Annotated in this window: 21 protein-coding genes and 1 pseudogene; 16 read left to right on the top strand and 6 right to left on the bottom strand. The window is 66.5% G+C overall.

The genetic code is table 11. The features are described from left to right. The first annotated feature begins 10 nt into the window (after nt 1-10). On the top strand, nt 11-391 hold the full coding sequence (locus GBRO_RS21010; protein WP_005180013.1) for a BlaI/MecI/CopY family transcriptional regulator: 381 nt from the start codon (nt 11-13) through the stop codon (nt 389-391). A gap of 53 nt (nt 392-444) precedes the next feature. On the opposite strand, the gene GBRO_RS21005 is transcribed toward GBRO_RS21010, so the two are convergent. Both GBRO_RS21005 and GBRO_RS21000 read right to left on the bottom strand, forming a co-directional pair. Then, nucleotides 445-774, bottom strand: coding sequence for a hypothetical protein (locus GBRO_RS21005; protein WP_005195283.1), 330 nt, complete (start codon nt 772-774; stop codon nt 445-447). Between the two features lie 241 nt (nt 775-1,015). Next, complete coding sequence (locus GBRO_RS21000) at nt 1,016-1,195, bottom strand: nuclear transport factor 2 family protein (protein WP_041920014.1); 180 nt, start codon at nt 1,193-1,195, stop codon at nt 1,016-1,018. A gap of 150 nt (nt 1,196-1,345) precedes the next feature. Between GBRO_RS21000 and GBRO_RS20995 the strand changes: the two genes are divergently transcribed. The 3 genes from GBRO_RS20995 to GBRO_RS20985 all read left to right on the top strand — a co-directional run bounded on the left by GBRO_RS20995 (nt 1,346) and on the right by GBRO_RS20985 (nt 3,607). Further along, entirely contained in the window at nt 1,346-1,741 is a 396-nt protein-coding gene (locus GBRO_RS20995; protein ID WP_012835878.1) for a tautomerase family protein, read from the top strand. Between the two features lie 288 nt (nt 1,742-2,029). Beyond that, entirely contained in the window at nt 2,030-2,902 is an 873-nt protein-coding gene (locus tag GBRO_RS20990; RefSeq protein WP_012835877.1) for a LysR family transcriptional regulator, read from the top strand. Nucleotides 2,903-2,977: 75 nt separating this feature from the next. After that, nucleotides 2,978-3,607, top strand: a complete 630-nt coding sequence (locus tag GBRO_RS20985; RefSeq protein ID WP_223372656.1) for an alpha/beta hydrolase — start codon at nt 2,978-2,980, stop codon at nt 3,605-3,607. 67 nt (nt 3,608-3,674) lie between these two features. Here GBRO_RS20985 and GBRO_RS20980 read toward each other — a convergent pair. Continuing rightward, nucleotides 3,675-5,069, bottom strand: a pseudogene (locus GBRO_RS20980) (sugar porter family MFS transporter). Here GBRO_RS20980 and GBRO_RS20975 point away from each other — a divergent pair. From GBRO_RS20975 to GBRO_RS20935, 9 genes are all read left to right on the top strand, one after another. Further along, nucleotides 5,001-5,615 carry a sugar phosphate isomerase/epimerase family protein gene (locus tag GBRO_RS20975; RefSeq protein ID WP_083775713.1) on the top strand — a complete coding sequence of 205 codons (615 nt, stop codon included), beginning with the start codon at nt 5,001-5,003 and terminating at the stop codon, nt 5,613-5,615. The pseudogene GBRO_RS20980 and the gene GBRO_RS20975 overlap by 69 nt on opposite strands. Before the next feature lie 31 nt (nt 5,616-5,646). Then, nucleotides 5,647-6,420 (top strand): SDR family NAD(P)-dependent oxidoreductase, encoded by a 774-nt coding sequence (locus tag GBRO_RS20970; RefSeq protein ID WP_012835876.1) that lies wholly within the window; start codon nt 5,647-5,649, stop codon nt 6,418-6,420. A gap of 33 nt (nt 6,421-6,453) precedes the next feature. Next, nucleotides 6,454-8,184, top strand: a complete 1,731-nt coding sequence (locus tag GBRO_RS20965; protein WP_012835875.1) for a dihydroxyacetone kinase family protein — start codon at nt 6,454-6,456, stop codon at nt 8,182-8,184. Between the two features lie 11 nt (nt 8,185-8,195). Beyond that, nucleotides 8,196-8,672: a ribose-5-phosphate isomerase gene (locus GBRO_RS20960; RefSeq protein ID WP_012835874.1), complete on the top strand. Its 477-nt coding sequence runs from the start codon at nt 8,196-8,198 to the stop codon at nt 8,670-8,672. Nucleotides 8,673-8,765: 93 nt separating this feature from the next. Further along, on the top strand, nt 8,766-9,635 hold the full coding sequence (locus GBRO_RS20955; protein WP_012835873.1) for a universal stress protein: 870 nt from the start codon (nt 8,766-8,768) through the stop codon (nt 9,633-9,635). A gap of 28 nt (nt 9,636-9,663) precedes the next feature. Then, nucleotides 9,664-10,272, top strand: coding sequence for a hypothetical protein (locus GBRO_RS20950; RefSeq protein ID WP_012835872.1), 609 nt, complete (start codon nt 9,664-9,666; stop codon nt 10,270-10,272). A gap of 232 nt (nt 10,273-10,504) precedes the next feature. Further along, nucleotides 10,505-10,903, top strand: a complete 399-nt coding sequence (locus GBRO_RS20945) for a phage holin family protein (protein WP_012835871.1) — start codon at nt 10,505-10,507, stop codon at nt 10,901-10,903. Continuing rightward, complete coding sequence (locus GBRO_RS20940) at nt 10,900-11,178, top strand: DUF3618 domain-containing protein (protein WP_012835870.1); 279 nt, start codon at nt 10,900-10,902, stop codon at nt 11,176-11,178. The genes GBRO_RS20945 and GBRO_RS20940 overlap by 4 nt, the downstream gene beginning before the upstream one ends. A 2-nt stretch (nt 11,179-11,180) precedes the next feature. Next, nucleotides 11,181-11,450, top strand: coding sequence for a DUF4235 domain-containing protein (locus GBRO_RS20935; RefSeq protein WP_012835869.1), 270 nt, complete (start codon nt 11,181-11,183; stop codon nt 11,448-11,450). 3 nt (nt 11,451-11,453) lie between these two features. Here the strand turns inward: GBRO_RS20935 and GBRO_RS20930 are convergent, their stop codons facing one another. After that, nucleotides 11,454-12,614, bottom strand: a complete 1,161-nt coding sequence (locus GBRO_RS20930) for an NAD(P)/FAD-dependent oxidoreductase (RefSeq protein ID WP_012835868.1) — start codon at nt 12,612-12,614, stop codon at nt 11,454-11,456. An 11-nt stretch (nt 12,615-12,625) separates the two neighbouring features. Then, nucleotides 12,626-12,820: a ferredoxin gene (locus GBRO_RS20925; protein ID WP_012835867.1), complete on the bottom strand. Its 195-nt coding sequence runs from the start codon at nt 12,818-12,820 to the stop codon at nt 12,626-12,628. A gap of 136 nt (nt 12,821-12,956) precedes the next feature. On the opposite strand from GBRO_RS20925, the gene GBRO_RS20920 reads away from it, so the two are divergent. Next, a complete protein-coding gene (locus GBRO_RS20920) occupies nt 12,957-14,174 on the top strand; it encodes a PucR family transcriptional regulator (RefSeq protein WP_012835866.1) in 1,218 nt (405 codons plus the stop codon). Between the two features lie 6 nt (nt 14,175-14,180). Here the strand turns inward: GBRO_RS20920 and GBRO_RS27625 are convergent, their stop codons facing one another. Beyond that, nucleotides 14,181-15,593 (bottom strand): fatty acid desaturase, encoded by a 1,413-nt coding sequence (locus tag GBRO_RS27625; RefSeq protein ID WP_012835865.1) that lies wholly within the window; start codon nt 15,591-15,593, stop codon nt 14,181-14,183. A 236-nt stretch (nt 15,594-15,829) separates the two neighbouring features. On the opposite strand from GBRO_RS27625, the gene msrB reads away from it, so the two are divergent. Further along, entirely contained in the window at nt 15,830-16,306 is a 477-nt protein-coding gene (gene msrB / locus GBRO_RS20910) for a peptide-methionine (R)-S-oxide reductase MsrB (protein WP_012835864.1), read from the top strand. Continuing rightward, a complete protein-coding gene (gene msrA, locus GBRO_RS20905; RefSeq protein ID WP_012835863.1) occupies nt 16,303-16,842 on the top strand; it encodes a peptide-methionine (S)-S-oxide reductase MsrA in 540 nt (179 codons plus the stop codon). Before msrB ends, msrA begins: the two co-directional genes overlap by 4 nt. Nucleotides 16,843-16,905 lie beyond the last annotated feature (63 nt).

The raw sequence follows: 16,905 nt of genomic DNA, 5'->3' as shown, positions 1-16,905 counted from the left end.
GTGGGTGAAAATGACTGGGCTGGGTTCACTGGAACGCGCAGTGATGGACGTGCTGTGGTCAGCCGGTGCGGCGATGTCGGTGCACGACCTAGTCGAGGAACTCCACGACCGCGAACCGGCCTACACCACAGTGCTCACCGTCGTCACCAACCTGCACAAAAAAGGGTTCGTCGGTCGAGAAAAAGTCAGCCGCGCCTACCGGTACTTCCCCATGCAGACCCGTGAAGAGGCCACCTCACGCACCTTGCGTCAGGTCCTCGACGCCAGCGGGGACTCCGCGGCAGTACTGATGCACTTCGCCCAGACCGTGACACCCGCCGAGCGTGAAGTGCTCAGCGAATACCTCACCCTTAAACCTCGCCACACCCGCGGCGGCGGCACCAAAGCCTAAGCCATAGAAACCCTCCGACAAGGGAAACTCCGGCGAGGCCCAGGCCCGACTACTCAACCGGTCGCGCGCCCCTTGACTGCTGGGAGTAGACGCGCCACCAGCGCACCGGCCACACCCGCAGCGAAGGCCGCAGCACTCAGAGCCGACACCCAGTCGTGCACATCCACAGCGGTCAGCACCCGCAGCTCAACCGGATCACCGCGCCCGACTCCTGAGCGGGGGTCGGATGGCACGAGATCCGACGTTCGGAGCAGCATCACCAGCCAGAACGCGGCCACCGCCTCAAACATCACCACAGCAAGACCCACCGCACGGGAGATCGTACGGGCAGGACCGCGCGGGCCGAACCGACCCGCACGCCGCACCGCGACACCGTCAGTCATGCCTCACCACCTCCCCGCACACCCGCATCACACCCCACTTCTACTAACCACCTTCGTATTTTGTGGCCATCGGGCGTGGGCGCCGGGAACGAGGGTCTCGAAGCAATCACCACAGGAGGCCGGCCGGGCCAGGCGGAAGACTATCGCGGCCACCAGACCGAAAATCGCGATCACACTGCCAGTACGGACCCACCTCGGGGGTCGATTGAGCTCTGCCCTCAACGCCAACTCGGCAATCGGATCAGTATCCCGAACCCCGGAACATCGCACCGTAGTCGGCGACGGCGTCCGGATGGAACACCGAGCGGGCAAGGTCGACGTCGATCCGATCCATACCACGGCAGTAGACGGCCAATTGATCGGTGATCGCTTGCCGGGCAAGGAGTTCGTCAATCTGATCGCGATTCGCGATATCGGACATGAGTCCTCCTCGTCGGGAGCGGGTCGCTGCGTGCTGTGCCCTGGATCACAAGATAGACAGGTGTCTGATCGCGTGCCAATCAGCACGGCTATTGCAGTTGTCAGTATGTCCGGACATACTAGGTTCACTCCGAATCGAGAGGATGCCACCATGCCACTGGTCCACATTCACGTGACCGAGGGTCGTCGCAGCGACGACGAACTCCGGCGCTTCGCCGATGTTGTTCAGGACGTCATGCTCGAACACTTCGCCGCACCCGATCGCGACCGCTACCAGATCATCACCGAGCACAAACCAGGACGAATCATCCTGGAGGACACCGGCCTCGGTTTCGATCGCACCGACGATGCGGTGGTCATTCAGATCTTCCAACAGGGCCGGACGCTGGATCACAAGCGTGCAGCGTTCCGTGCACTCGCTGACCGCCTGGAATCCGAAACCGGTTTGCGCCCAGCCGATCTCGTGATCTCGGTGTCGGAGAACACTCGTGAGGACTGGTCCTTCGGCGAGGGAGTCGCACAGTTTGTCGACGGTTCCCTGGCGTGAGGCGTCGCGCCGATCATCCGATCATCGTCGTCGAGCATCACCGACGCGCGTCGAAACCACCGGCGAGACAACGATGTTCGCACCCACGGCCTCGTCCGACGGGAACCGGCATCGGCGGACTACGAGGATGTCTGGACAGGCGAGGGATTCGACTGTGATCCGCACCGTGCTCACCTCCTCACCGGCTCGACCAGCCGGAACGAACCTCGACCAGCCCGAGGCCGTTATCGTGAGAGTGGACCGACGGCATGACGTCGGTGTGATCGACACCCGGGAGGCGGCGACTTCGTGGACATCACCTTCCAGCAGCTCAGGTGCTTTGTGGTGACCGCGCGCACCCTGCACTTCGGCAACGCCGCACAAGAACTGCATATCAGTCCCTCGACCTTCAGCGACACCATCGCTGCCCTGGAGAAGAGGGTGGGCCGCAAGCTCTTTCGCCGCGATCCGCGGCGGGTGGCGCTCACCGAGGCCGGTGCGGAACTCCTCCCGCTGGCCCAGCAGGTGCAGTCATCGATGGATGCCGTGGGGTCCTGGATTCGGGACGAGGATCCGGACATCGGCACCATCCGAGTCGGGCTGATGGTGTCGAGTCCGCGTATTCGGGCCGTCCTCGCCGAAGCCGCTCACGCGCTCGGTGAGATCTCGTGGGAGATCAAGATGCTCGGCTTCGACGGCTGCTATCGGGCGCTCGACGATGGCCAGGTCGATGCCGTTTTCGTCACGGCTGCGGGCGACCTGCCGGCGGGACGGCGGGGTACACGGTTGTGGTCGGAGGGCTGTGTCGTGGTCACCTCCCGCCACCATCGGCTCGCTCGACTCCCGCAGGCGACGATCGCCGACCTTGCCGGTGAGAAGCTGATCACCAACACCGATCGCGCGACGTCGGGGCGCTGGACGCAGGAGTTGCTCGGCGGTCGGGATATCGAGATGCTCGCCATCGCCGACTCGTTCGAGGAGGTCCTCGAATTGTGCAGCGCCGGAATCGGTGTGAACGTCGCGGGTGCATCCGCGGTCGACATGTACACGCACTCCGATGTGGCCTTCGTACCGCTCGTCGACGCCGGTGACATCACCACCTATCTCTGCCCGCCCGCCGATCCGAGCCCGGCAGTGCGACGGTTCGTCGACCTGGTGTGCGAGCGGTACGTCGCCGATTGACCATTCGGGATATCCGGATGAGCGTCCGTGAATTCCTGATGGACGTGACCGCGCCCACACCCGCACCATGGTCGGGTGACCGCAACATCGACACCGGACACCGGGTTCCGGACTGTGACCTTTGCCGAACGACCCAGCGGCCCCCTCCAGATGGACCTCTATCTGCCGCCCGCGGCGACGACGGTCCCGGTGGTCATCTGGCTGCACGGCGGCGGATGGTTCACCGGCGATCGCACGCTGGCACCGGATCTGTCCGTCCACTTCGCCGAGCGAGGCCTCGCGATGGCCGCCATCGAGTACCGCCTGAGCGGGCAGGCGACGTTTCCGGCCCAGCTTTACGACGTGCGAACCGCGGTGCGTTATCTGCGGCGCAACGCCGAGACGCTCGGGATCGACCCGCAGGCGGTCGGGGTATGGGGGGCCTCGGCGGGTGGGCACCTCGCGGCACTCACCGGGCTCGCCGGCCATCTCGATCGCCTCGACGGTGAGGACGACGACGGGGATGCGTCGGTGCAGGCAGTCGCCGAGTCGTACGGTCCGGTTGATCTCACCGGCCTCGAGATCGCCGTCGGCACAGCACTTCCCGGCGCTGGTCCGACGCCGGAGGCCGGGCTGCTCCGTGGGCCCGCCGAGCAGAATCTCGCGCTGGCCCGGTGTCGGTGTCGAGGAGTTTGGCCTCGTCACCGGCGGCGGCCAGGGCGGTGACACCCTCGACGCTGTCGGGTACGGCTACCAGGACGGACATGGGAATCCCTTTCGGAGGCAATGGTTGTCAGGAATGCTGGACGCGGAAGTCGTCTTCGAACTGTTCGAGCGTGCGGCCACGTGTTTCCGGTGCCATCCGCCACATGAAGATGATGGCGGCCAGGCCGAGCGCGGCGAACAGGAAGAACGTCGACGAGATGCCGAGGGCATCCACGGTGGGCGGGAAGCCGAAGGCGACGATCGAGTTCGCGATCCAGAGCATGAACACGCAGACGCCCATGGCGAACGACCGGATCTTGAGCGGGAAGATCTCCGAGAGCAGCAGCCAGGTGAGCGGGCCGATCAAGGCCTGCATGGAGAACACGAATCCGATGACGAGGATCATGATCACGTACGGCTTGACGGTGTTGTCGGGCAACGCGAGTGCGAAGATTCCGACGAGTGCGTGGAAGGTGGTGGTGAGCACGTAGCCGGTGATGATCATGGACCGCCGGTTGAACTTGTTCATCAGCAGGATGCCGACGGTGACGCCGAGAACGCTGAAGAATCCGTTCAGGGTGTTGGCGACGATGGCTCCGTTGCTGGAGAATCCGGCATTCTCGAGCAGATGCGTGCCGTAGTACATGATCACGTTGATGCCACTGAACTGGGAGAACACACCGATCCCGATGCCGACGATGATGAGGCGTCGGATCCACGGGGTGGCCAGATCCGACCATCCGCCGGTCTGGGATTCCTTCTCCTCCAACGCCAATGCGTGCACTTCGGCGAGTTCTGCGTCGGCGCATTCGGGTGAACGCACCTGACGGAGTACCTCGAGGGCCTCGTCGTCGCGGTTCTACGAGGAGAGCCACCGAGGACTCTCCGGCATCCGCAGCATCCCGATGAACAGGCCGATGGCCGGGAGTACCGCGACGAGCAGCATGTAGCGCCAGACGCCGGCGTGCTCGCCCCAGATGCTGAAGATGATCGCGTTGATGACGAACGCCGCGAACTGCCCCGACACGATCATCACCTCGTTGCGGGTGACGATGCTGCCGCGTCGTTCTACCGGCGCCATCTCGGCGAGGTAGACGGGCACCGTTGCCGAGGCACCGCCGACGGCGAGCCCGAGGATGAAGCGGAAGGCCGCCAGCACATGCCAATCCGGCGCCAGCACGCAGCCGATGGTGCCGATCATGAAGATCCCGGCGAGCATCAGGATGTTGTTGCGGCGGCCGTGCCGGTCGGCGAGGCGGCCCCCGATCAGCGCGCCGATGGCCGCGCCGAAGATGAGGATGCTCACCACGAAACCCTCGGTGGTCGAGGACAATCCGAGGTCTTCACGCATGGGTTCGAGGGCGCCGTTGATGACGCCGGTGTCGTAGCCGAAGAGCAATCCGCCGAACGCTCCATCAACGGCGACATCGGCGACCTGAACCTCGCGCTCGACCCCGACGCCCAGGGACAGCGCGACGCGCATCTCGACGCCCTCGTCGAGCTTGCCGTCCGCACCCGCGCCGGCGCGGTGGTGCTGCCGTGCGGTGCGCAGGACCACGATCCGATCGAGAGCCTCGACGCCGATCTCGATCGAGTCGCCGAGCAGCTGATCCGGGCCGCCGACCGGGCCTATGCCCGCGGCGTCGACATCTGGGTGGAGGCGCTGCACTTCTTCCGCCTCTGCTGGAACATCGATCGCGCCGCGCAGCTCGCGCAGCGTCTGACCGGCACCACCATCGGCATCGTCATGGACTTCAGCCACATCGTCGCCTTCGGCGGCGACCCGGTGGAGTTCGTGACCCGATTCGGTCCGCTCATCACCCACGTCCACATCCGCGACGCCGTGCCGGGCGATATCCACCGCAGCGTCGGCGCGGGCGAGACCGACTTCGCCGCGGGTTTCGCCGCACTCGCCGACGCCGGTTACCAGGGCCACTTCGCACTCGAGCTCGAAACCCGCGACATCACCGACGACCAACGTGCCGGGGGTGCGGTCAACGCCGGCACCTACGTCGCCGGTCTCCTCTGATCCCCACAACCCCAACCCATCAGGAGAAATCATGAACAGCATCCAACGCACCGCCGTCATCACCGGCGCCACCTCCCCGCGCGGCATCGGCCGTGAGGTCGCCCGCCGCTACGCCGAAGAAGGCTGGGCCATCGTCATTCTCGACCTCGACGGCGAACTGTCCGCCAAGGTCGCCGCGGAGATCGGCAACCAGTACGCGGTGCCCGCCTTCGGCGCCGATATCGACGTCACCGACGAGGCGTCGGTCGCCGCGGCCCAGGCAGCGGTGGCCGCCGAGGTCGCGAGCGGCAACCTGCCGGTGGTGGGTGCGCTCGCCAACATCGCCGGCATCACCTCGCCGGTGCCGTTCCTCGAGACCACCCTGGACCTCTGGAACAAGGTGATGGCCGTCAACGCGACCGGAACCTACCTGGTCACCAAGGCCTTCCTGCCCGCCATGATCGACGCCGGTTTCGGGCGCATCGTCAACATGTCGTCGGTGTCCGCGCAGCGCGGCGGCGGTGTCTTCGGCAAGGTGCCCTACTCGTCGGCCAAGGCCGCGATCCTCGGATTCACCAAATCCCTTGCCCGCGAACTCGGTACCACCGGTGTCACGGTCAACGCGGTGACCCCGGGCGCGGTCGACACCGACATCCGCGTCGGCTCCACCGACGAGCAGGAAGCCGCGCTCGCGGCGTCGATCCCGGTGGCGCGCACCGCGACCACCACCGAGGTCGCGGCCGCGATCACCTTCTTGTCCAGCGAGGACGCCGCCTACCTGACCGGCACCACCCTCGACATCAACGGCGGCAGCCACATGCACTGACGGCCACCACCGTCGGAAACCCAAGGACCCACCATGACCAGACTGTTCAATGATCCCGCCTCGTTCACCGAGGACATGCTCGCCGGCTTTCTCGATGCCAACGCGCGTTACGTCGTCGGCGTGCCGGGCGGCGTGGTCCGCGCCACCGAGACCCCGCCCGGCAAAGTCGCCGTGGTGGTGGGCGGTGGCTCCGGGCACTATCCCGCGTTTTGCGGCGTGGTGGGACCCGGCTTCTCCGATGGCGCCGTCGTCGGCAACGTGTTCACCTCGCCGACGGCGCGGCAGGCCGCATCGGTCGCCCGTGCCGCACACGGCGATTCGGGAGTTCTGCTGATCACCGGCAACTACGCGGGCGACGTCATGAACTTCGGGCTGGCGGTCACCGAACTCGCGAACGAGGGGATCGATGCGCGTTTCCTGACCGTCACCGACGACATCGCGAGCGCACCCGTCGACGAGGCCGGCAAACGCCGCGGCATCGCCGGTGACTTCGCCGTGTTCCGTTGTGCCAGTGCGGCCGCCGAGGCCGGCTACTCGCTCGACGACGTGGAACGCGTCGCACGCACCACCAACGCCGCCACCCGCACCCTCGGCGTCGCCTTCGACGGATGCACCATGCCGGGCGGCGAGGCGCCGCTGTTCACCGTGCCGGCATCGACGATGGGTCTCGGACTCGGAACCCACGGCGAACCGGGCATCGCCAACCACGCCCTGCCGAGTGCTGCCGAACTCGCCGACCTCCTCGTCGACGGTGTGCTCGCCGACGCCGAGAAGCTGCCGCCGGCCATCGAGTCCCGGCGCGTCGCCGTCATCCTCAACGGCCTGGGCCGAACCAAGTACGAAGAGCTGTTCGTGGTGTGGAAGACGGTGGCGGACAGGCTGTCCGCCGCCGGACTGACGGTGGTGGACCCCGAGATCGGTGAACTCGTCACCAGCCTCGACATGGCGGGCTGTTCGCTCACCCTCACCTGGCTCGACGACGAACTGGAAGCGCTGTGGACCAGCCCGGCCGACACGCCCGCCTACAAGCGGGGCAGCGTGACGGCCGACCCCGCAGCCCATCGTCGAACCGCCGTCGATGCCGAGGCCGCCGTATCCGAGCAGATCACCGGTGATGCGGAGTCGCGAATCGTGGCGGGCCACATCGTATCCGGGCTGGGCGCAGTGCACCGCGCCGTAGTCGAGGCCGAAGACGAGCTCGCGCGGATCGACGCGGTTGCCGGCGACGGTGACCACGGCCGCGGCATGGTTCGCGGACTCACCGCTGCCGTCGAGGCCGCTCGCAAGGCGGCGACCGCCGGGGCCGGCGCCGGTCGGCTGGTGCGAGACGCCGGCGAGGCCTGGGCTGCTCAAGCCGGCGGAACATCCGGCGTACTGTGGGGAGCTGCGCTCACCTCGGCCGGAAAGCGGCTGGGGGACAACGGAACACCAACCTCGCAGGACATCGCCGACGCGGTGGCCGCCGGATACACGGCCATGCTCGACCTCGGGGGCGCCCAGCTCGGGGACAAGACCATGCTCGACGCCATCGGACCCTTCTCCGACGCCCTGACCGTGGCCGTCGACCGCTGCCCGGACTGGCGTGCGGCGTGGCGCGAATCGGCCGAGATCGCGGCGAAATCCGCTGCGGCCACTGCCGACATGGTGCCGAAGGTCGGGCGTGCCCGACCACTCGCCGAACGCAGTGTCGGCACTCCCGACGCCGGGGCCACCTCCTTTGCCCTGTGCGTGACGACCATCGTCGACCTGCTCGCGATCCACTGAGAGGACACCCCATGACCACCACATCCGGAATGACCATCGCCATCGGCAGCGACGACGCCGGCATCGACTACAAGGCCATCCTGGCCGCCGACCTCGTCGACGACGCGCGCGTCGCCTCGGTGATCGACGTGGGCGTGGGCCCCGACGAGCACACCCATTACCCCCATGTCGCCGCTGCGGCCGCCCGTCTGGTGGCCGACGGCACCGCCGACCGGGCCTTGCTGATCTGCGGCACCGGCCTCGGAGTTGCCATCAGCGCCAACAAGATCCCGGGAATCCGCGCAGTCACCGCCCACAACAGTTTCTCGGTGGAGCGCGCTGTCCTCAGCAACGACGCGCAGGTCCTGTGCTTCGGTCAGCGCGTGATCGGCGTCGAACTCGCGCGTCGCCTGACCCGGGAATGGCTGGGCTACCGGTTCGACCCGCAGTCCGCGTCGGCGGAGAAGGTCGCGGCTATCGCCGACTACGAGGTCGCCAGTCCCGTCTGATCCGGCACCCCATCTCCGGCAGCCCGAACCGCCGACAGCCAGACGTGCCGTCTGGCAGTGTGGAGGGGTATCCGAGGAGAGGAAGTGGTGACAATGCCGGTCAACGCGCCGATCGTGGTCGCGGTGGACGGATCGGAACAGGCCTCCAATGCTGTGCGGTGGGGTGCGCGGGCGGCTGTCCGGGCGAACCGTCCGTTGCACATCGTGAGCGCAGTGGCACCACCGGCGGCCGCGTTCACCCTGGCCGCGGTGTCGGTTGCGCAATCGGCGGCGACCGCCGGGCGGGCCTTTGCCGAGACGGCCGTGGAACTGGCGAAAGGACTCGCCGAGGACACCGCCGACGGGGTGACGGTCACCGGCGAGGTCATCGAGGGCAAACCCGCACTGGCACTTCGGGACATCTCCAGCCGCGCGCACAATCTGGTCGTCGGCAAGCGCGGGCTCGGCGGGGTGAGCGGACTGCTGCTCGGTTCGGTCAGCACGCACGTTGCGGCGCATGCCGAATGCCCGGTGGTGGTGGTCTCCGACACACTCCCCACCAGCGGACCGGTCGTGGTCGGCGTCGACGGCTCACCGACCTCGACAGACGCCATCGCGCAGGCCTTCGCCCAGGCGGCGATCCTGAACGCCACGCTGGTCGCAGTGCATTCCTACGGCGGTTTCTCCAGTGCGGCGTTCTACGACGCGGGTGAAAAAGTGTTGCGCCAGTTGCACGATGAAGCCGAGGAGACGCTCGGTGCGCAGTTGGCCGGTTACGGTGAGGACTACCCGGATGTCATCGTCGAGCACGTGATCACCGCCGATGCCCCGTCGACGCGGATCGCCGAGCTGTCCGCCCAAGCACAGCTCGTGGTGATGGGCAGCCGCGGACGCGGTGGATTTCGCGGGCTGCTGCTGGGCTCCACCAGCCAGGCCGTTCTGCACGTCGCCGACTGCCCGGTGATGGTCGTGCAGGGTTCGTGAACGCCGGGTCTGTGCAGGACGGCAGCCGATGAATCCGATCCGGTTCCAACGCATCCTCGACGATCCGACTGTTGCCGCGGTGCATCGCGATTTATTGGTGCCGAACTTCCCGGTCACCGAACTCGTCGATGTGGACGAACTCATCAGCGAGGTGACTGACGGCGCGGCGTCGATGATCGTCGCGGCTGATGACGACGGACCCGCGGGTACCGCGGTGTTCGGAGGAGCCGGTGGTGTCGCGATCCTGTCGTATCTCGCCGTCGGCGGTTCCCGGCGATCAGGAGGCGTCGGCGGGAAGCTGCTCGACGGCGCGATCGACATGTGGGCCGACGACCCCACCATCAGACTGGTGGTGGCCGAGGTCGAGCGGCCCGACGTGCACGAGGCATCTGCCGAGCACGGCGATCCCGAACGGCGGGTGCGGTTCTATGCCCGGCACGGCGGGCGGGCCCTGAATCTGCCGTTTTTCCAACCGAGTATCACCGCGGGAATGCCGCGCGAACACGGCATGCTGCTGGTGGTGCTGTATGCCGATGGTGCGATCACCGTCGGCGACGGCTCGCGGCTGACGCCGGAGGGAACGGCTCTACTTCCGATTCCTCATCTCCTACGTAGGGGAGCCGGAATCGGAAGATGAAGCGGCCCAGCGCCTTTTCGCAGCCCTCGACGCCCAACCCGATGGAGTGCGGTTGGTGGCGCTTGGGGACTACTCCGAGATTCCCGCATCGACCGGGTAACAGACCGGTATCGGCGTCCTCGCACCCACCGGAGTCGGCGGGTATGGTCGGGAAACGAACGACAAGACGCTGAAGACGCTCGGCGTTCACCCCGATGGTCGGGGTCCCCCCGACCGGTCCGAGAGGTGCACCATGGCCGATCCCCGCGTCGATGATTTGTCGACGGTACAACTCATCGAACGACTCCAACAGCAGACCACCACCCTGGTGAAAACCGAGATCCGCGACGCGCTCGACGAGGTCAAGACCAAGGGCACCCGGTTCGGTATCGGAGCCGGAATCTCCGGAGGCGGAACACTTCTCATCCTCTTCGGGCTTGGCGCGCTGGTGGCCGCGGCCATCATCGGTCTGGCCAACGCCGTACCCGCCTGGCTGGCCGCGTTGATGGTCGGGTTGGTCCTGTTGGTTGTCGGTGGTCTCGCCGCCTTCATCGGGGCGAAACGCGCACAAGCCGCCATCCCACCGGCCCCCGAACGCACCGTGCAGAGCGTGCAGGCCGACATCGACACCGTGAAGGAGCATCTCCGATGACCGCCGACAACGCCGACGAGTCGGCCACCACACCGGCCTACGAGTCGCCCACCCCACCACCCGTCGAGGAGCAGCGCGCCGCGCTCGCCGAGACCGTCGACGCGCTGGCCCACAAGGCGGACGTGCCCGCCCGGGTCAAGTCTGCGGCCGCCGACACCGCTCACACCACCAAGGTGAAAGCACAAGAGAATCAACAGGTTCTGATCGGCGCGGGTGTGGCCGCGCTTTCCGCGCTGATCGCCGTCGTCGTCATCCGACGCCGCAGGAAGGGTTGAACATGAGTACCACGTCCAAGGTGCTGTACAAGCCGCTGTCGATGGCGACGGGGGTGCTCGGCGGTATCGCCGCGAGTGCCGCCTTCGGCCAGATCTGGAAGCGGGTTGCCAACGACCCGTCGACCCCCGACCCCAAGGATCTGCGACGCAGCAACACCGAGGTCCTCGCCGCCGCGGCTCTGCAGGGATTGATCTTCGGACTCGTGCGCGCGGCCGTGGACCGTGCCGGTGCGCGGGGGTACAAAGCGGTCACCAACGAAGATCCCACCTGAGCCCTACGCGGCGGTGGTTGGTCCAGTGGGCTGGGCGGTCGCGAGCAGGTCGCGACGTAACCGCGCGAGGGGACCTGGCTTGTCGATGCCGACACCGCCCACCACGCGCCCGCTGTCGCGATACTCGACGTGACCGTCGGCGACGATAACCTCCTCGGCGTCGACCGTCCGGCCGACCATCTGGATGCGGTGTCCGTACCAGCTGGACCATGCGAACGGTACTCCGGCGTGAACCTCTTGTGCACCTGCGGCATTGGCGCCGGCGACGAAGCCGGTCGCGACTGCGGTCGTCCAGTGACCACCGGGATGGGCGTCGACTGAGGCGACGTCGCCGGCCGCCCACACGGCCGGGGCGCTGGTGGCCATCGTCGCGTCGCAGCGCACGCCGCCGCTGATCGGATCGAGTTCGATATCGCTGCCGCGCAACCAATCCGTACTCGGCTCGGCACCGATACCCACGACCACGGCATCGGTGCCGAGCCGATCACCCGTGTCCAGGTGGACGTTGCAAATCTGGTTGTCGCGCACTGTGATATCCACCAGGGAGCCGCCGAGTATCGTGCGCACGCCCGCGGTGTGGTGCAGGGTGAGCAGCATATCCGCCGCCTGCGGGCCGACGTGTCGGGCGAGCGGCCGGGTCGATGCGTTCACCATCGTCACCTCGATCCCGCGGACCACTGCAGCCGACGCGACCTCACTGCCGATGAATCCGGCACCGAACACGGTCAGCTTCTCCGCGGTGTCGAGCGCACCGCGCACGGCGAGTGCGTCGTCAAAGCTGCGCAGCTGATGAACACCACCGATACCGTCAAGCGCGGCAAGGGATCTCGGTCTGCTTCCGGTGGCGACGACCAGTGCGTCGAAGTCGACGTCGCCGGTGCTGGTGTGAACCCGGCGCGCGCCGGCGTCGACGCCGAGCGCCGCGGTAGAGGTGTGCAGGTCGACGTCGAGGGCGTCCCAGATCTCCGGCCGTCGGAGCATCGGCAGGTCGGGGGACAGTTCGGACTCCAGGGCCGCCTTCGACAGAGGAGGGCGGTCATACGGCACATGTGGCTCGTCACCGATCATGGTGATACGGCCGGTCCACCCGTGCGCGCGGGCCCCTTCGGCGGCGCGGACACCGGCGAGTGAGGCACCGACGATGACAAGATTTCGGGCGCTCATACGAATGCCCCTCAGTCGACGATCCGCAGAGCGGAGACCGGGCAGGAGTCCACGGCGGCGCGGACATGGGCGCGGTCGCTGTCGGGGACATCGGGGTTGGGAACGGCAACGAGACCGTCGTCGCCGATCTGGAAATACTCGTGCGCCTGTGCTTCGCACATCCCGATGCCCTCGCAGGCCGGGCGGTCGACGTGGATGGTGCTCATGGGTGCCTCCTGGTGACTGATGATGTGGCTGTAGTTGTCATCTTGACCGGGTATCCGCACCCATTCACTGGGCGAACCGTCGAATCTCGCCGTTGAACCTGTGAAAAAGCACAATTGGCTATGCGACGCTGAACAGATGAACGTGATGACCGCGTGGCTGGACGACTTCGCGTCGGCGCAACGCTCGCCCGACGAGGTGCAGGCATGGGTGACGACGACGGTCGACGCCGTCATGGACGCCGTCGACCTACCCGGCGACCTGCACGAACTCCTGCGGCGGGCCGTCGCCGAGCACTGGCTCGCCTTCCTGGCCGGGGTGGCCGTGGACGACCGGGGCCGCGACGAGTTGGTGCCGGCGGCTCACGAACTCGCGGTGCAGATCGCACGGCACCATTGCGACCTGGCGATGCTGCTGAAGATCTATCAGACGGCGCAGGAGGCGTCGTGGGACTTCGCCGTCGACGTCGTGGGCCGCGCGCCGGACGATCTCGACCATGAGGCGTTGCTCGTCTGGTTCTGGACCAAGGCAACCCGGTGGTTCGGGTCGTCGGTAGAACGTTCGGTCGCGGTGTTCACCGAGGAGAGCGACCGCATCCGGCGGCGTGGCGACACCAGGCGGTTCGAGCTGATCTCTGACGTGCTCAACGGGCGGGAAGTGGCGTCCGCCGACCTGTCTGCCGAACTCGGCGGGCATCCGATCGTCGGTGTCACCCATCTCGCTGTCATCGCACACGCTATTCATCCCGACTCGATCGATCGGCTCGAGTCGGTGCTCGCCCAGCTCGTCCTGGAGATCCCCGGGGGCCGTTCGGCGGCGGTTCGCCCGGGCGGCCGAGAGCTGTGGGGATGGATCGCCACCGCCGCAAAGGACCCGCTGGGAACGTCAAGCGCTGGGGAACGTCGCATCTTCGGCGGTGCGACAATCGATCCCGCGGATGTGCGGGTGACCGTTGGCGGTCCAGCGCTGGGATTTGACGGATTCATGTCCGCCCATCGCGATGCCCGCGCGGCCGGACGGGTGGCACTCGCACCCCGACGGATGGTCGCCGTCACCGCCTATGACGATGTCGCCGCGCTGACACTGCTCGCCCTCGATCATGAAGCCGCCGAACGCTTCACGCGCATGACGCTCGGTGAGCTCGCCGCACCCGAGCACGATCAGCTGCGGCTCACCGTGCGCTCGGTACTCACGTCGCCCGACAACGCCGACGTCATCGCCGCAGCGCTGGGCGTGCACAAGAACACCGTGCGCTATCGTCTACACCAAGCAGAACGCCTGCTCGGACGACCGTTGGCCATCAGAGCAGGCGATCTCCTTCTCGCACTGGACTATTACGAGGCGTTCCTCATCTGATCCGGATCATCGCCCGGACGTGGTGGTGAGCGGGACGAAATCGACCTTCTCGCGGACACCGCAGTCGGGACAACACCAGTCGTCGGGAATGTCTCGCCACGCTGTTCCGGCCGCGAAACCTTCAAGCTCGTTGCCCTCGGCGACGTCATAGACGTAGTCGCAGCCCGGGCAGCGCGCGGCCCGAACCCCGTCTTCGACGGGTCGTCGGCTCACGTCGGTGACCGCTGCGGGACCGGATTCGGTTGCCGGGGCGGGGAATCGGCGAAGAAGTCGATCCATCTTGCCGGGTGCGACATTGGCGAGCCGGATATCACCGTCGAAGTGGGCGGCAACTCGCTTGTCCATCACTCGACGCCACAGCGGTGGGAAAAGGGCGAGCACGATCATGCCGGAGTACCCGGTCGGTAGCGCCGGTGATTCCTTGTAGTCGCGCAACGTCTGGTAGCGCCGCGTCGGATTCGCATGGTGGTCGCTGTGCCGTTGCAGGTGGTAAAGCAGCACATTGGTGGCGATGTTGTTGGAATTCCAGGAGTGCAGCGGCAGAACCCGCTCGTACCGTCCGCTGTCGGTCTTCTGGCGCAGCATGCCGTAGTGCTCGAGGTAGTTGACGATCTCGAGAAGGGAGAATCCGATGATCGCCTGCAGTACCAGATACGGCAGGATACCCACGCCCAGCCAGATGAGCAGCGCCCCCCACAGCACCACCGTCATCAGCCATGCGTTGAGGACGTCATTGCCGAGGTGAAACGGATGAGTGTCCTTGCGGCGGTAGCGCTTTGCTTCGATCTCCCACGCGCTACGCAGGGACCCGGTGACCGTTCGTATCCAGAAGCGGTAGAGATTCTCACCGAGACGTGACGAAGCCGGGTCCTCGGGTGTCGCGACGCGAACGTGGTGGCCCCGGTTGTGCTCGATGTAGAAGTGTCCGTAGAAACTCTGTGCCAGCGCGATCTTGGACAGCCAGCGCTCGTGGCTCTCCTTCTTGTGGCCGAGTTCGTGCGCGGTGTTTATGCCGATACCGCCGATGAATCCCAGCGTCAGCGCCAGACCGATCTTGTCGATGACGGGCCATCCCGCGGTCGCGATCAGATACATCGACAGGATGAAGCCGGCGTACTGGATGGGCAGGAACGCGAAGGTGATGTACCGGTAATACTTATCGTTCTCGAGTTCCTCGATCACATCGTTGGGCGGGTTCGTCGGATCGAAGCCGGTGAGGAAGTCAATGGCCGGCACCAGCACGAGGACCACGATGGGCCCGGTCCAGAGGAAGGCGCTCCATCCGGTCAGTTCGTATCCGCCGATCGCCACGAAAGCGAAGGACGGGACGATCAGACCGATGAGCCAGAGATAGCGTTTGCGGTCGCGCCATCGCCGAGTCGATTCGGTGGTGACGGTGCCCGTGGGTTCGTGCGCCATGGTGATACCTCCTGTATCCGAGGCTGGACGGTGATTGGTGTTGGACTGGTGTTGTCAGAATGGACGCATCGCGGGTCACATTCACCGTCAGATCCGCCGAAAATCACGTCGGCGATTGTGTGAAAGCACAGCGCGTCATTCAGCGGATGATCGCTCGGCAGATCCGGGACCAAATCGTGCGTTCACATCGTTGTTCACCATGACGCCGCAGCCAGCGGTGTCGAACAGGAGGAATCGTGAGCAACGAGTACCGCAAGACCACCGAAGCCGTGAGTCGCCTGACCGACGACCAGTACCGCGTCACCCAGCGCGACGGCACCGAACCGGCCTTCGCCAACGAGTACTGGGACAACCACGAGCCCGGCCTCTACGTCGACGTGGTGTCGGGTCAGCCGCTGTTCTCGTCGACCGACAAGTTCGACAGCGGAACCGGCTGGCCCAGCTTCACCCGTCCCGTCGAGCCCGACGCGGTGACCACCAAGACCGACCGCACACTGTGGATGAAGCGCACCGAGGTGCGGTCGTCGGGCGCCGACAGCCATCTCGGCCACGTCTTCGACGACGGCCCGCGCGAGGCGGGCGGACAGCGCTACTGCATGAATTCGGCTGCACTGCGCTTCATTCCGCTCACCGAACTCGAGGCGGAGGGTTACGGCGCCTACCGGGACCTGATCACCGGACACACCACCGACACGCAGGAGGATGCATCATGACCACCGACACCGGCCAGATCACCCGGCGCCCCGGGACCGAGACCGCGGTTCTCGCCGGGGGCTGTTTCTGGGGCATGGAGGATCTCATCCGCCGTCAGCCCGGCGTGCTCGACACCCGGGTCGGCTACACCGGCGGCACCAACGAGCACGCCACCTACCGCAACCATCCGGGGCATGCCGAGGCCGTCGAGATCGTCTTCGATCCCGCCGTGACGTCGTACCGCGACATCCTGGCGTTCTTCTTCCAGATCCACGACCCGTCGACGCGTGACCGGCAGGGTAACGACGTGGGGAGCAGCTACCGCTCGGCCATCTTCCCGCTCGACGACGAGCAGGAACGCATCGCGCGGGACACCATCGCCGATGTCGACGCGTCGGGGTTGTGGCCGGGTAAGGCGGTCACCACGATCGAGCCGGCCGGACCGTTCTGGGAGGCCGAGCCGGAGCACCAGGACTACCTGCTGCGCTACCCGAACGGGTACACCTGCCACTTCCCGCGGCCGGGCTGGGTGCTGCCGAAGCGGCAAAGTGTGTAGGTAGCTTGCCGAAATCAGAACCCGTCGGTCCGGTCAGCTGGATTATCCAGCTGACCGGACTCG

It is taken from the genome of Gordonia bronchialis DSM 43247 (assembly GCF_000024785.1).
Classification (GTDB): Bacteria; Actinomycetota; Actinomycetes; order Mycobacteriales; family Mycobacteriaceae; genus Gordonia; species Gordonia bronchialis.
The sequence above is the reverse complement of the archived record's forward strand: the minus strand, read 5'-3'. Positions and strand labels throughout refer to the sequence as shown.